The following is a 14643-nucleotide window of genomic DNA, read 5'->3' on the forward strand; positions in this document are numbered from 1 at the left end:
GAACGGATGACCGACAGGGAAAGCTACAAGGCACGGCTGAAGGCGGCGGAGGGGCTGCGCGAGGCGGGCCGACTGGACGCCGCCCTCGACATCCTCAACGCGCTGGCGGCGGATCCCGGCAGCCACGTGCTCGGACCGAAGACGATACTCGGCCTGCCGCGCAAGCTGCATTCGGCCTTTCTCAAGGTCGCCAAGCGCCAGGGCGACATCGTCCGGCGGGTCGGCTACCAGCACACGCTGGTGCCGCCGCCGCAGCTGCTGGCGCCCTACGGGCAGTTTTCGCGGACGGAGCGGGCGGCGCTGGCCGAAGCCGGCCGCCAGCCGGTGCCGCGGGTGCTGCACCAGGTGTGGATCGGGGCAGGGGACCTGCCGGTCTCGACGTCCGCCTGGGCCGACCATGCCGGCCGCCACGGCTACCAGTACCGGCTGTGGCGGGAGGCGGACCTTCGGGCCGCCGGCATCGACGGCCATCCCGTCTATGCCGCGATGCTTGCGATCGGCGACCTGCCGGGCGCGGTCGACGTCGCCCGCTACCTGATCCTCGACCGCTTCGGCGGCATCTATCTCGACTGCGACTGGTATCCGGCCCGGGCGGGCCTCGCCTTCCACGACCTGCTGCCCTTGACCGGCCTGACGGCGCTGGCCGAGGACACGCCGCGCGATACCGGGGCCGGCAGCCTGCTTCTGACCAACTCGCTCATCGCCGCCCCGCCCGGCCATCCGGCCTTCGGCCGCATCCTCGAGGCGCTGCCGGCCGCCGCCGCCGCCTTGCCCGGCGCGCCGGCCTGGTGGGCCACCGGTCCGCTGCTGTTCACCGTCGTCTGCCGCGGCGGCGCCGTCACCATTGCCGACGCCGGCATTGTCGCCGGCGCGTTGCCGCGCCGCGCGCCGCTGGCCGACGTGCTCGCGCTGTGCGAGCGGGCCGAGCGCGCCGACGGCGGCCTGCTGGTCGCCTGGAAACCCTGGTAGCCGGACCGGCCGACGCGGGCGTGCGGCGTCACTCGACCAGCGCGCAGGCCTGTTCGTCGCGCAGAACGTCGATGCAGTCCGGCGAGCGGCGGAAGTCGTCGTAGTAGAGCGTCCACTCGCCGTCGCCGGCGGCGCGGTAGGGGCCGAACTTGAAATACTGGTTCTTGCCGAGGCCGACGTCGTCGTGGCCGATATAGCCCCTGGCGGTGGCGATCCACTGGCCGTTGGCGAAGATCTCGATGCGGCCGCCGCCGTCCGGCCCGGGCCGGGAGTAGATGGCGTAGTCGGTCCATTCGGTGGCGGAGGGTGCCGGCAGCGGGGTGCCGTTCGTCGTCACCACGAGCTTGTCGGTGCAGCTCTTGAATTCCTTGCCGTCCTGCGCGCTCCAGTTGGCGTCGTGGGCCACGAGCGAGCGCATCTGGTTGGTTTCCGGACGCAGCCACACCGGGGTGCTGCCGGCCGGGCAGGCGGGGGCGCCGTCGGACACGGCGGCGGCCGTGCCGTCCTGGTAGTTGCTTTCGATCGTGGCGAAGAGCTTGCCCTTGTCGAGCCGCAGCGCCAGGAACGGGCTGAAGTCGCCGTCCGCCTCCGGCCCGATCTCGCGCTTCCACTGCGCGATCAGGTAGCGGTGGTCGTCCTGCGGGATCGGCGCGGCGAAGCGGACGGCAAAGCCGAACCACACGCCCTCGTCGTAGGGCACGCGCAGCGCGGTCTTTTCCCAGATCTCGGCGCGCTCGCTGCAGCCCTCGCTGTCGACCGGGCAAAGCGGGCGCACGCTCAGCTTCAGCGCGCCGCTCCCCGACCGTTTCACCTCGCTCTGGAACGCCGCCGTTCCCGCCCTCTGCTCGGCATTGTCGCGGTAGTAGAGGCCGCCGCTCTCGGAGAAGTCCGCCCCGTCGAAGCCGTCCTGCAGCTTCTGCGAGGCGGCGCAGGTGGCGCCGGCCGAAAGCGCGGCGGCAAGGAGGGCGGTTGCGGCAAGGGCGGTGCGGCGGGATGGCGTCATCGGACGGGCGTTCCTCGTTGGCATTGGCCGGAACCCTAGCGCATTATGCCCCTTGCGCGCATCACTTTCGCGCTAGGATAGCGGCTGTTTTCAAGGTCTTATGGTTTACCCAGCTTCCCCGTTTCCAAACCGCCCGGCAGTGCGCTAAGACGCTGGCGATGAGGATCGCGTTCTACTCCCCGCTGAAATCCCCCGACCACCCGGTGCCGTCCGGCGACCGGCTGATGGCGCGGCAGCTGGTGGCGGCGCTGACGCGCGCCGGCCACGCCGTGACGGTTGCCTCGGCGCTGCGCAGCTTCGTCGCCGTCGCCGACGCCGGCGGCAGCGGCCGGGCGGAGATCGAGCGCGCGGCCGAGGCCGAGGTCGAACGGCTGTCCCGGCTCTTTGCGGCCGACGGCGTCCCCGACGCCTGGTTCTGCTACCACCCCTACTACAAGGCGCCGGACCTGATCGGTCCCGCGCTCGTGCGCCGCTTCGGCCTCGCCTATGTGACGGCCGAGGCGTCCTATTCGCGGCGGCGCAACCAGGGGGTCTGGGCGGACAACCAAGCGCGCCTGGCCGAGGCCGTGCGCATGGCCGCGGTCAACCTTTGCTTCACCCGCCGCGACCGCGACGGCCTCGTTTCCGCCGTGCCGGAGGCGCGCACCGCGCTGCTGCGGCCCTTCATCGACGCCGATCCGTTCCTTGCCGGCGTGCCGCAGCCGCAGCCCGGCCGGCTGGCCGCCGTCGCGATGATGCGCCCCGGCGACAAGCTCGAAAGCTACCGCATGCTGGCCGCGGCGCTGGCGCGGCTGCCGCATCTGCCCTGGACGCTGTCGGTCGTCGGCGACGGGGTCCTCGCCGAGGCGGTACGGGGCCTGTTTGCCGCCGTGCCCGGAGAGCGGCTTGTCTGGCACGGCCAGTGCGACGCGCCCGCGATCGCCGCCGTCCTGCGCCAGGCCAGCATCTATGCCTGGCCCGGCACGGGCGAAGCCTACGGGCTGGCCTATCTCGAGGCGCAGGCGGCCGGCCTGCCGGTCGTCGCCCAGGCGGTCGCCGGGGTGCCGGAGGTCGTGCGCGATGGCGTCACCGGGCTGCTCACCCCCGCCGGCGACGTCGACGCCTATGCGGCGGCGCTCGAACGGTTGTTGACGGACACGGCGGCGCGCGAGGCGATGGCGCGCGCCGCGCGCCGCTTCGTGGCCGAGGAATGCGCGATGGAACGCGCGACGCAACGGCTCGCAGAGGTGCTGGCGCAACATCTGGGAGACCGCGCATGACCGACGAACCCGCCTGGCAGCCGCTACGCGACGAACTCGACCGCTGGCAGCGCTCCGGACGCCTTGCCACCTTCTGGCTGCGCGACGACGACGCGGTCGAGCCGACGCCGGCGCTGGAGCGGCTGCTGGCGCTGGCGGCGCGCCACGCCGTCCCGGTGACGCTCGCGGTCATCCCGGCCTTCACCGGCGCGGCGCTGGCCGATCGGCTGGCGGCGGCGCGCGAGGTCGAGGTGACGGTGCATGGCTGGTCGCACGAGAACTTCGCGCCGCCCCGGGAAAAGAAGCAGGAACTCGGCGCCCATCGCCCGGCGGGAGACGTGCTGGACCTGCTGGAAGAAGGCCTGGCGCGCCTGCGGCAGTTGCACGGGCCGCGGCTGGTGCCGGTGCTCGTACCGCCCTGGAACCGGATTGATACTGCGCTTGTCCCCCGTCTCGGCGGCATCGGCTATCGCGCGCTGTCGGTGTTCGGGCCGGAACGGGCGCTGGGCCTGCCGGCGGTCAATACCCATGTCGACGTGATGGACTGGCGCGGCACCCGCGGCGGGCGGGACAGCGCGGCGCTGGTTGCGGACATCGTCGCCCGGTTGCGGGCCATCGAGCGTCCGGGGGCGGGGGCGGGCGGCACGCTCGGGCTGCTGACCCATCACCTCGTGCATGACGAGACGGTGTGGAGGTTCCTCGAGGGGCTGTTCGTGCGCACCGCGGACCACCCGGCCTGTCGCTGGGCGTCGCTGTCGGCGGTGCTCGGCGGGCGGGACCGCGGCGGTGAGTCGGGCTAGCCGTCGCTGGCGGCGTACTCGAACACCTGGCCGTCGCGGGCGGAGAACGCGCCCGGGAATTCGGCGGCGGCCAGCCGGTCGATCTCTTCCAACTCGGAATCGGTGCGCCAGGGCGCGTGGTGGATGAAGGCGACCCCCTTGGCCTTGGCGGCCTTGGCCAGCCGGACCGCCTGCTGCCAGGTGGAGTGGCCGAAGCCGGTGAACATGTCCATCTCTTCGTCGGTGTAGCAGCAGTCGTAGATGAACAGGTCGACGCCCTCGATCAGCTTCAGAACCTCCGGGTCGAGGGTGCCGGGAAGGTGTTCGGTGTCGGTGATCATCGCCACCGAACGGCCGCCCCAATCGACGCGGTAGCCGATCGCGCCGCCCGGATGGTTCAGCATGCCGGTCCTGACCGTGACGTTCGGCCGCGGCGTCAGCACATCGCCGGCGCGAAAGTCCTGGTAGGCCAGATGCGCCTGGCAGATTTTCGTGTCGACGGGGAACCAGGGCGGCTGCATGAACTCGTGCACCATCTGCGAGGTGGTCATGGAGCCTGCCAGGTGCCCGGACCAGACGTTGACGTCGCATTCGCAGTTGTAGAGCGGCTTGAAGTAGGGCAGGCCGATGATGTGGTCGTAGTGGCAGTGGCTGAAGAAGAGATCGACCTTGCGAACGCCCTCGGCCTTCAGCGCGAGCCCGGCGGGCGGGATGCCGGAGCCGGCATCGAAGATCAGCACATCCTCGCCGCAGCGCATTTCGATGCAGATGGTGTTGCCGCCATAGCGGCTGAACTGGGAACCGGAGACCGGAATGCTGCCGCGCGTGCCCCAGAATTTCACAGAAAAGATGTTCTTCTCGCCGCTGCTTTGCTTCAACCGGCGGGGGCCTTCCGTTTTCTGCCTCGTATGCGGCGGCCTTCCCAGCATGTTCATTTCTGCCTGACCTCTTCCAGGTTTGCCGAGGGTGGTTGGCGCTAGCTTCCCACGGTTACGTACGGTGTCCCAAGCACAACTGGTGCCTTAAGCGTAGCGAATATGAAACTATTTTGCGAGAACGAAGTTGATCCGGGCATGTTTCTTCGCCTGGACATCCCAAATCGCGCGGTCAAGCCACCGTATCGAGGTTGAACGCCGGCAGCGCCGAAACGTTCCGCCGCCCTGCCTGTGTCGGAGCCGGCAACGGCCGACGGCGCCGAAAGACCAAGCAATAACAGGTGGTTCCCGCGCACGATCACTCCGGCTTGCGCGCCCGCGCCCGCTCGTCCGTCAGTTCCATCGTCGTCCGGCTGAGGCGGCTGGCCAGCACCCGCATGATCTCGATCGTCATCTCCGGGAAGTCGGTCAGTAGCTTGAGGAAATGCTCCTTGCTGATGCGCAGGGCCTCCACGTTAGTGGTGGCCTTCACGGTCGCGGTGCGCGAGACGTCGCACAGGATGGCGATTTCGCCGACGATCGCGTTGTTCTCCACCTCGGCGACCTTGATCTGCCCGCCGGGCGCCTCGACCAGGATGTCGGCCCGGCCGGTGAGGACCACATAGGCGGCGTCCCCGGCGTCGCCCTGCCGGAAGAGAACCTCGCCGGCGCCGTAGTTCACCCGGTCGGAGGTAAACGCCAGCAGCTTCAGCTTGGTGGGGTCGACCCCGGCAAACAGCGGCACCCGCCGCAGCATCTGTACTTCATCCTTCAACAGCATCGTCTTCGTCCGTCCCCCGGTCAGCGGTGTCTTGCCTTATCGATCGATTATGACACCAATTCCTTGAAAGTCTCATTGTCTGCGAGATCGGCATGGTTACCGTCTCCGACGAGCCGCCCCTTGTCGAAGATCAATACCCTGTCGAAAAGATCCGTCAGCGAGGTGTTCGACAGCACCCAGATGATTGCCGCGCGCGGATTGTTGTCGCGGATCAGCTTCAGCACGTTGCGGCAGATCTGCTCCTGCAGGCGCGTGTCGAGCGCCGGTAGCGGCCGGTTCAGCACGTAGAAGTCGGACCGGCGCAGCAACGCGCGCGCAAGCGCGAGCTTCTGGCGCTGCACCTGGGTGATCCGCCGCCCACCCGAACCGAGGTTGAACTCCAGGCCGATCGACATGACCTGGTCGTAGATCCCCGGCTCGCTGAGCAGCGAGATCACCATCGTCCGCACCCGTTCCGGCCCGTCGGCGTGCCGGTGGCTGACGCGGCCGAACAGCACGTTGTCCATGATGCTGGCCGAGGCCGTGTATTTGTCCGGATCGTAGCGCTCGATGGCGCCCTTCATCTCGTCCGGCATGCCTTCGTGGAACTGGCGGCGCACGTCGACGATCTTGGCCATCAGTTGCTCGGTCAGCAGGCCGAAGCGGTGCCGCGGCTCGATATAGGCGAAGCTGAGGCGGATGATGTTGTAGCGATCGTCGTCGCCGGCGTCCGCAAAGCCCTTGCCCTTCAGCTTTTGCAGCAGCTGCTGGTAGAGCGGGATGTCGTCCGGCGTCATGAAGGTGAGCTGCTGGAAGAATGGATGGTCCGGCGGCAGCCCGGCGAACAGTTCGACCGCGTTCTCGGCGATCTCGTATCCCATGGTGTAGAGGTCGTGGTCGAGGCCGTTGCGGCCGACCACGTCGCGGAAGTAGGCGTTGCGGCCGATCGCGCGCCCCACCAGCTCTTCGCCGATGGCATTGCCGAACAAGAGGTTCTCACCGACGGTCGCCTCGACATTGTACCGGTCCGGCGCGAACGGCACGACGAGGTTGGCAAGTCCGGCCTTGTCCAGTTCCTCGCGGAAGGTCTGGCGCAGCGCCACGACATGGCCCGTCAGTTGCTCGTGGGTGGCCGGATCGACGTTGGACCGCAGCGCCAGCTCCAGCACGTCCCTGGTGAGGTAGACCGCGTCGAGGACGTTGGTGACGGAATGGAAGAGATCCTCCGGCCCGGTGGCGCCGGCGGCGGCGTAGTCGATCCAGTCGCAGTTGATGTCGTAGTCGGGGTTGCCCGCCATACGCGCCTCGTCGATCTCCCATTGGCGGAAGCTCCTGCGGGCGTCGTCATAGTGCGGCTCGCGCAGCGGGGCGTGCTTCAGGCCGTAAAGCAGGTTGTCGCGCGCCGATCCATAGAAGAAGTAGGCGTCCGAGGCGGCATAGGTGATGCGCCGGCCGACCACCGATTCCGGCAGTTCGAACAGGTCCTCGCTGCCGACGGTGATGCGTCCGGTTTCCGGCCAGACGATCCGGCCGATCGCATCGGCCAGCGCTTCGCCGCCGGCCGCGGCCCCGCCGATGATCGCGGCGAACTCGCCGGGGCGGAACTGGACCGAGACGTGCTCCAGCGTGTGGGCACCGGTGTCGTCCGACAGCGTCAGGTTGGCCGCCGCGATCGGTCCGGTGATCGCCGGGGGCTCGTTGAGCGACACTGCCTGGATTGCCGGGTCGATCAGCTTGCCGACCTTGAACTGCTCGACGACCTGGTTGTACTTGACCTGCACGTCCTGGCGCGCCTGGTCCCAGTCGATCAGTTCCTTCAGCGGCCCGGGCAGGTCCTTGTAGGCGGCGATCACCGCCACCAGCTGGCCGATGTCGAGCCGGCCCTGCAGCGCCAGGTAGCCGCCGATGCTGTAGAACAGGAACGGCGTCACCGAGGCGAGGAAGTTGTTGATGAACTTGACCAGGAATTTCCACTGGTAAAGGTCGTAGCGGATCTTGAAGATGCGCCCCAGCCGCGAGGTGACGTCGGCGCGCTCGAAGTTGGAGGTGTCGAACGCGTGGATGGTGTTGATGCCGTCGACGATCTCGCTGACGCGGCCGGCGAGCTCGCGCGCCGTCAGCTGCCGCTCGCGGCCGAGCACCAGCAGCCTGCGCCGCATGCGCGGGATCAGCACCGCCTGGACCGCGACGATGATGCCGGCGATCATGCCGAGCCAGACGTTCTGCACGAAGATGAAGAACAGGGCGGTTGCCGCCTGTCCGCCGAGCAGGGCAGGGGCGACGAAGGCATCGCCGGTGAAGCCGCCGAGCGGCTCCACCTCGTCCTTCACCATGCTGGCGATCTCGGCGCCCTTCATGCGCTTGAACTGGGCCGGCGGGAAGCGCAGCACCCGGTCGAGCAGTTCGAAGCGGATGCGGCGCAGCAGCCGTTCGCCAAGGCGGCCCTTGTAGGTGTTGATGTAGAGCTTGAACAGGCCGTTCACGACCACCAGCCCGAGGAAGACCAGGCTGAGCGCCATCAGCATCTGCAGGCGGTTCAGCTCGACGCCGGGGAACAGCAGGACATTGCCGAAGAATGGCAGGCCGAATTCGATGCGCATGAACAGCTGGCGCGCCGATTCGCCCTCGAAGCCTTGCCCCTGGATCGGTCCGTTGACGATCTGCTTCGGCAGGTCGAAGGACAGGAAATAGGGAATCATCGATACCGCGACGACCAGCAGGATCCACAGCTGCTGCTTGCGGGTATGCGTCCAGATGTATTGGGTTATCCCTTTGTCCATGAGCCGCTCAAACCGTGGAGATATTGGAGAGTCGAGCGCGTCCGCCTGCTGTCGGCGAGGCGCGGTGTGACGGTTGCGCCGTCACGCCTTCGACCGGCGATATAGGCGTCGCCGGCGTTCCAGAAAAGACACCCTCCCGCAAAGTGGCCTCGAGCCTTGCCATTGTCGCAGTGAAAAGCGTTTTCACATCGATTGCAAGCCGCCGTCCGCCGGGCACGACGATGAGGGGGGATTGGCGCATCAGCGTCCGGCCGTTTCCCGCGCCAGGTCCGAAACGGCGGCACCGGCCAGCAGCCGGCGCAGCAGCACGGCCGTCCGTCCGGCGCCGTCGAGGTCGAGCGGCGGGACGGCCCGGACCGGCCGATCGAGCGTTTCGGTGATCGCCTGCGCCAGCGCACCGGGCGACAATGCGCGTTCGGTCAGCACGCTGGCAAGGCCAAGTCGCTCCAGCCGCAGCGCCCGCGCGGTCTGCTCGGTCTCGCCGCCGGCGGTGAAGGGCACGAACACGGCCCGGCAGCCGGCGCGCAGGATGTCGCAGACGGTGTTGTAGCCGGACTGCGAGACCGACAGCCGGGCGGCGGTGAGCAGGCTCGGAAAGTCGGGGCGGAAGCGCTCGACGGAGACGTGGTTCGGGGCGCCGGCCACGGCCGCCTCAAAGGCGGCCTGCGGCAGGTTCGGGCCGGCCACCAGGCACCAGCGCAGCGTCGGTGGCAGTTTTCGCGCGGCGGCGATGGCCGCGTCGTTCAGCGCCTGTCCGACCGCGCCGCCGCCGGCGGAGACGATGACGTCGAAGCGCTCGGCCGGCTCCGGCGGCGGCGGGGCTGCGACGAGGCCGGTGTAGAGCACCCGGCCGGCGATCCGGTCCGCCAGGGGAAAACTGTCCTCCAGCCGGGCAAAGGACGGGTCGCCGTGCACGAGGATTCCGTCGAAGCGCTCCATGGCCAGTGCCACGCTCTCCTCGTCGCGGCCGGGCTTGCTGCGTTCCTGCAGGATGTCGCGCAACGACGACAGCACGATCGGCCGCTGCTTCAGCCCGGCGATCGCCTCGAGCAGCGGCAACAGCTCGAAGCGCACCTGGCGCCGGCCGAAGGGGAAGGCCTCGATCAGGACGATGTCCGGCCTGCCGTTGCGGAAGGCGGCAAGCAAGAGGTCGCGGCGGCGGTCGCGGAAACCGTCGTCGACGGCGTTGCCCTGCAGGTCGACGAGACCGGAAAAACCGGCGTCGCCGGCGGCCACCGGCGGCAGTTCGACATGGCGGATGCCGGGGCCGGGAAAGCCCTGTACCGGCGTGCCGCCGGTGACCATGGTGACGTCGAATCCGTCCTCTGCCAGCGCGCGGGCAATGCGGCTGGCGCGCGCGAGGTGGCCGATGCCGAGCAGGTGCTGGACATAGAAGAAGACGCGCGGCGCCGGTCGTTCGCCCGCGCTCATCAGGCCGCCCGCCACTCGTTCTCGAACAGCGTTTTCAGCTGTCCGATGCTGACATGGTGGTCGAATTCGCTCCGCACCCGCTTCTCGGCGGCATCGCCGAGCCGCCGCCGAAGCGCGGGATCCCGGATCAGCGTCTCGATCGCCACGGCCAGCGCCTGCGGGTCCTCCGGCGGCACGACGAGGCCGTTCTCGCCATCCTGCAGCAGTTCGGGTATGCCGGAAATGCCGGTCGACACGCAGACGAGCCGCTGGCTCGAGGCCTCGACCAGCACGTTCGGCAGGCCGTCGCGGTCGCCGTCGGCGGTGATCCGGCAGGCGAGGGCGAACAGGTCCGAGCGGCGATACTGCTCGAGCACGTCCTGCTGGTCCAGCGCCCCGTGCCAGTCGATGCGCCCGTCGAGGCCGAGCTTCTGCGCCAAGTGCTTGAGCGCGGTCAGGCTCGGCCCGCCGCCGATGTGGACGAACCGCCAGTGCAGGCCGGCCGGCAGCAGCGCCAGTGCCTGCAGCAGGACGTCGTAGCCCTTCTTGTCGACGGCGCGGCCGACGCTGAGGATCGTCACCGGATCGTCGGGGTCGGAGCCGTCGCGCTGCGAGTGCATCCCCTCGAACGGGCCGAAGCGGTCGAGATCGAGGCCGTGGTAGCTGAGATGGACATGGTTGCGGCCGTTCGCCAGGATGCGCAGCCGGTCGAAGCCGGGCTGGTTGCAGGTCACTGCCCAGCGCGTGTCGGAGAGCTTGCCGGCGAGTTCCCAGTCCGGCGAAGTCCAGATGTCCTTGGCGTGCGCCGAACAGGTCCAGGGCGTTCCGTTCATCAGGCTGGCATAGCGCGCCACGGACGCGGGCGTGTGGATGAAATGGGCGTGCAGCCAGTCCGCCCCTTCCGGCCATTCGGCGCAGAGCACCGCGGCCTGGCCGAAGCGGCGCACGCGGTTGGGCGTCAGGTCGCGGCGCAGGTCCTTCAGGAAAGCGCGGACGGCGGCCTTGAAGCCGGGCAGCCGGGCGCTCCTCGCGAGACCGCGGATCACCCGCAGCGGCTCCTGGTACAGGTATTCCGGCAGGTAGGCGACCGGCGCGCGGATCTCGTCGTGCACCGGATGGCGCTTGCTGTCGGTGGGGTGGCGCATCGAGACCAGGGTCAGCTCGAAGCCGGCCCGCTCCAGCCCCAGCAGCTCCTGGGCGATGAAGGTTTCCGACAGCCGCGGATAGCCCTTCAGAATGACGGCGATTTTCTTCTGCGATGTCACGGTATGCTCAGCCTTGCACGACGGAGAGCCGGTGCTGTTGTCTGTCGTCCAGAAGGTCGCCGACGATCTGCGATATGTGCGGCAGTCCCTCCAGCCGCAACGCCTGCGAGGTCTGCGACGGCGGCGCCCGGTGCAAGAGGGCCTTCAGCGCGCGGGACATGACCAGCGGCTGGCTCGATTCCTCCGGCGACAGCATGTCGACCAGGCCGAGTTCGGTGGCGCGGCGGGCGCGGATCAGCTGTTCCTCGCGCGGATTGACGCGCGGCACCACCAGCGCCGGCTTGTCGAAGGAGAGAATCTCGCAATAGGTGTTGTAGCCGCCCATGGCGACGACGGCGGTGGCGCCGGCGATCAGTTCCTCCATTCGGTTGTCGAATTCGATCACCTCGATATAGGGGATCTTGGCGCCCTTGCGCAGCAGCTTCTGGCGCTGCACGGCCGGCATGTAGGGGCCGAGCACGATCAGCGCCTTCTGCGTCAGGCTCGGGTCTTCCTTGTAGGCGTGGACGACGTCGTGGATGAGGGCGGCGCCATCGCCGCCGCCGCCGGTGGTGACGAGGATGTAGTCGCCCCGCGACCGGTGTTCGGGGGCCGGCTCGTGCGACACGCTGCGCTGCAGGAAGCCGACGAAGTTCATGCGCGCGCGCACGGAGGCCGGAACCTCCAGGCCGTCCAGCGGGTCGTAGAAGTCCGGCGGCCCGTAGACCCAGATCTTGTCGTAGTACTTGGCGATCCTGCCCATGACGTCATGGCGCTTCCATTCGGCGTCGAGCAGGTGCGGCGCGTCCATCACGTCGCGCAGGCCGAGCACCAGCGTCGTGCCGCAGGCCTTCAGATAGGCGAGGGTCTCCTCGACCTCGCCGCGCAGCCCCATCGGTTCCTTGTCGACGATGAAGATGTCGGGCTGGAAGGCCTCGGCCGTCTGGCGGATGATCGCCTGGCGCATCTTCAGCGTCTCATGCAGGTCGATGTGCTGCTCCATCGAGGTGTACTCGCCGTTGCGCAGCTTGATCACGCTCGGGATTTTCACGAAGTCGACGCGGGCGCGGTAGTCGAACGCGCCGGCGATCGGCGAGCCGGAAATGATCAGCACGTTGAGGCCGCGGAAATCCTCGACCAGCGAATGCGCGATGGTGCGGCAGCGCCGCAGGTGCCCAAGCCCGAAGGTGTCGTGGCTGTACATCAGGACTCGGGCGTCTTCCAGACGTCGCGTCATCGAATATTACTCTCCGCACTGGTCGAAGGACCGAACTCAGAAACTGCACTCAGAAGTCGCACTCGGAAGCCGCACTCAAAGTCACTTTCGGGATCGCTGATCTCAGAATCCTTATTAACGCATCGCACAAATTGGCGTCACTTGTAAGGGTCGGCGGCGTCGCGCAGGCCGTCTCCCAGGAAATTGAAGGCCAGAATGACGAGGATGACGGGGATCATCGGGAACAGGAGCCAGGGATAGAAGGCGATGACGCTGACGCTGCGCGCCTCCGTCAGCAGGATGCCCCAGCTGGTGATCGGCGGCCGCAGACCGAGGCCGAGGAAGCTGAGCGCGGTCTCGCCGAGGATCATGCCGGGAATCGTGATCGTCGCCGAGGCGATCAGGTGGGACATGAAGCCGGGCACGAGATGGCGGCCGATGATGCGCGCGCTCGAGGCTCCCATCAGCTGGGCGGCGAGCACGTAGTCTTCCTCGCGCAGCGCCAGCAGCTTCGAGCGCACGGCGCGGGCAAGTCCGGTCCAGTCGAGCAGGCCGAGGATCACGGTGATGCCGAGATAGACGAGGATGGGGCTCCAGCTGACGGGCATGATGGCCGCCAGCGCCATCCACAGCGGGATGCTCGGGATCGACTGCAGAACCTCGATGATGCGTTGCACGATCAGGTCGACATAGCCGCCGTGATAGCCGGCCAGGCCGCCGATGACGATGCCGAGCGTGAAGCTGACGGCGATGCCGATCAGGCCGATGGTCAGCGAGATGCGGGCGCCGTAGATGATGCGCGACAGCACGTCGCGGCCGAGGCGGTCGGTGCCGAGCAGGAACATCTGGCCCTCCGCCGCCGGGCAGACCAGATGCCGGTCGCCCGCCCACAGGCCCCAGAACTTGTAGCCGTCGCCCGAGCAGAAGAAGCGCAGCCGCTGCACGTCGGTGCGGTCGTCGCTGTAGATGCGCCGGAGCGTGTCCATGTCCAGCGTCATGTTGCGCCCGTAGACGAACGGGCCGACGAACTGCCCCTCGTGGAACAGGTGCACCCGCTGCGGCGGCGCGTGGATGAAGTCCATGTTGCGCGTATGCAGGTTGTAGGGGGCCAGGAATTCGGCGATGGCGATCAGCATGTAGAGCGTCAGCAGGAAGATGCCGCAGCCGAGCGCGACCTTGTGGCGCTTGAACTTCCACCACATCAGCCGCATCTGCGAGGCCTGGTAGATCTTGGCCTGGCCGGCGGTCATCGCCTCGACCGAATAGGGGTCGAACGGGGCGGTGGAGACGTAGTGCTGGAGGGGCGCGCCGGAGGGCGGTAGGGGAGAATTCATTTGGTGCTCCCGCCCTGGAGTCGGATGCGCGGATCGAGCAGGGCGAGCGCGATATCGGAAATCAGCACGCCGATGACGGTGAGGAAGGCGAGGAACATCAGGAACGAACCCGCCAGGTACATGTCCTGGCTCTGCAGGGCCTTGATCAGCATCGGCCCGGTGGTCTCGAGCGACAGCACGATGGCGGTGATCTCGGCGCCGGAGATGATCTGCGGCAGGATCGAGCCGATGTCGGAGATGAAGAAGTTCAGCGACATGCGCAGCGGATATTTCACCAGCGCCCGAAACGGGTTCATGCCCTTGGCGCGCGCCGTCACCACGTACTGCTTCTGCAGTTCATCGAGAAGATTGGCCCTCAGCCGCCGCACCATGCCGGCGGTCCCGGCGGTGCCGATGATGATGACCGGGATCCAGATGTGTTCGAGGATCGACTTGGCCTTGGCCCAGCTCATCGGCTCGTTCAGGTACTCGCGGTCCATCAGTCCGCCGATCGAGGTGCCGAACCAGATGTTGGCGAAGTACATCAGGATCAGCGCCAGCATGAAGTTGGGGATGGCAAGGCCGATCAGCCCGAGGAAGGTCAGCCCGTAGTCGCCCCAGCTGTACTGGTGGGTGGCCGAGTAGATGCCGATCGGGAAGGCGATCACCCAGGTGAACACGATGGTGACGAAGGAGACGAGCACCGTCAGCCACAACCGGTCGCCGACCACGTCGGAGACCGGCAGCTGGTATTCGAACGAGTAGCCGAAGTCGCCGGTCAGCATGCCGGCGACCCAGTCGAGGTAGCGGATCGGCGCCGGCTGGTCGAAGCCGTAGCGCTCGCGCAGCGCCTCGATCTCCTCCATGTCGGCCGCTTCGCCCATCGCGCGCAGCTCGGAGACGTAGCTCTCGAAATAGTCGCCCGGCGGAAGCTCGATGATGGTGAAGACCAGCATGGAGATCAGCAAAAGGGTAGGGATCATGACGGCAATGCGCCAGAGGATGTATCGCAGCATC

At 68.0% G+C, this 14643-nt stretch carries 12 protein-coding genes; 3 read left to right on the forward strand and 9 right to left on the reverse strand.

The window, feature by feature from the left end:
- Positions 1-6 precede the first annotated feature (6 nt).
- Entirely contained in the window at positions 7-969 is a 963-nt protein-coding gene (locus ACXAGF_RS05560; protein WP_475015112.1) for a glycosyltransferase family 32 protein, read from the forward strand.
- 28 nt (positions 970-997) lie between these two features.
- Here the strand turns inward: ACXAGF_RS05560 and ACXAGF_RS05565 are convergent, their stop codons facing one another.
- Positions 998-1972, reverse strand: coding sequence for a polysaccharide lyase family 20 protein (locus tag ACXAGF_RS05565; RefSeq protein WP_475015114.1), 975 nt, complete (start codon positions 1970-1972; stop codon positions 998-1000).
- A gap of 158 nt (positions 1973-2130) precedes the next feature.
- Between ACXAGF_RS05565 and ACXAGF_RS05570 the strand changes: the two genes are divergently transcribed.
- Together ACXAGF_RS05570 and ACXAGF_RS05575 are read left to right on the forward strand one after the other, a co-directional pair.
- A complete protein-coding gene (locus tag ACXAGF_RS05570) occupies positions 2131-3231 on the forward strand; it encodes a glycosyltransferase family 4 protein (RefSeq protein ID WP_475015116.1) in 1101 nt (366 codons plus the stop codon).
- Positions 3228-4010, forward strand: a complete 783-nt coding sequence (locus tag ACXAGF_RS05575; protein ID WP_475015118.1) for a polysaccharide deacetylase family protein — start codon at positions 3228-3230, stop codon at positions 4008-4010. Before ACXAGF_RS05570 ends, ACXAGF_RS05575 begins: the two co-directional genes overlap by 4 nt.
- Here ACXAGF_RS05575 and ACXAGF_RS05580 read toward each other — a convergent pair.
- The 8 genes from ACXAGF_RS05580 to ACXAGF_RS05615 all read right to left on the reverse strand — a co-directional run bounded on the left by ACXAGF_RS05580 (position 4007) and on the right by ACXAGF_RS05615 (position 14642).
- Entirely contained in the window at positions 4007-4867 is an 861-nt protein-coding gene (locus ACXAGF_RS05580; protein WP_475015119.1) for an MBL fold metallo-hydrolase, read from the reverse strand. The genes ACXAGF_RS05575 and ACXAGF_RS05580 overlap by 4 nt on opposite strands.
- Before the next feature lie 355 nt (positions 4868-5222).
- Positions 5223-5684, reverse strand: coding sequence for a cyclic nucleotide-binding domain-containing protein (locus tag ACXAGF_RS05585; RefSeq protein WP_475015120.1), 462 nt, complete (start codon positions 5682-5684; stop codon positions 5223-5225).
- Positions 5685-5731: 47 nt separating this feature from the next.
- Entirely contained in the window at positions 5732-8443 is a 2712-nt protein-coding gene (locus tag ACXAGF_RS05590) for an ABC transporter transmembrane domain-containing protein (RefSeq protein ID WP_475015121.1), read from the reverse strand.
- A gap of 240 nt (positions 8444-8683) precedes the next feature.
- Complete coding sequence (locus ACXAGF_RS05595; RefSeq protein WP_475015122.1) at positions 8684-9874, reverse strand: glycosyltransferase family protein; 1191 nt, start codon at positions 9872-9874, stop codon at positions 8684-8686.
- A complete protein-coding gene (locus ACXAGF_RS05600) occupies positions 9874-11118 on the reverse strand; it encodes a glycosyltransferase (protein WP_475015123.1) in 1245 nt (414 codons plus the stop codon). The genes ACXAGF_RS05595 and ACXAGF_RS05600 overlap by 1 nt, the downstream gene beginning before the upstream one ends.
- Before the next feature lie 7 nt (positions 11119-11125).
- The gene (locus tag ACXAGF_RS05605; RefSeq protein ID WP_475015124.1) at positions 11126-12334 is read right to left on the reverse strand and encodes a glycosyltransferase family protein; all 1209 of its coding nucleotides are present in this window, start codon (positions 12332-12334) and stop codon (positions 11126-11128) included.
- Positions 12335-12471: 137 nt separating this feature from the next.
- Positions 12472-13647 (reverse strand): ABC transporter permease, encoded by a 1176-nt coding sequence (locus ACXAGF_RS05610; protein WP_475015126.1) that lies wholly within the window; start codon positions 13645-13647, stop codon positions 12472-12474.
- Positions 13644-14642, reverse strand: coding sequence for an ABC transporter permease (locus ACXAGF_RS05615; RefSeq protein WP_475015127.1), 999 nt, complete (start codon positions 14640-14642; stop codon positions 13644-13646). Before ACXAGF_RS05615 ends, ACXAGF_RS05610 begins: the two co-directional genes overlap by 4 nt.
- Position 14643 lies beyond the last annotated feature (1 nt).

The organism is Mycoplana sp. ABR4_002 (assembly GCF_056159645.1).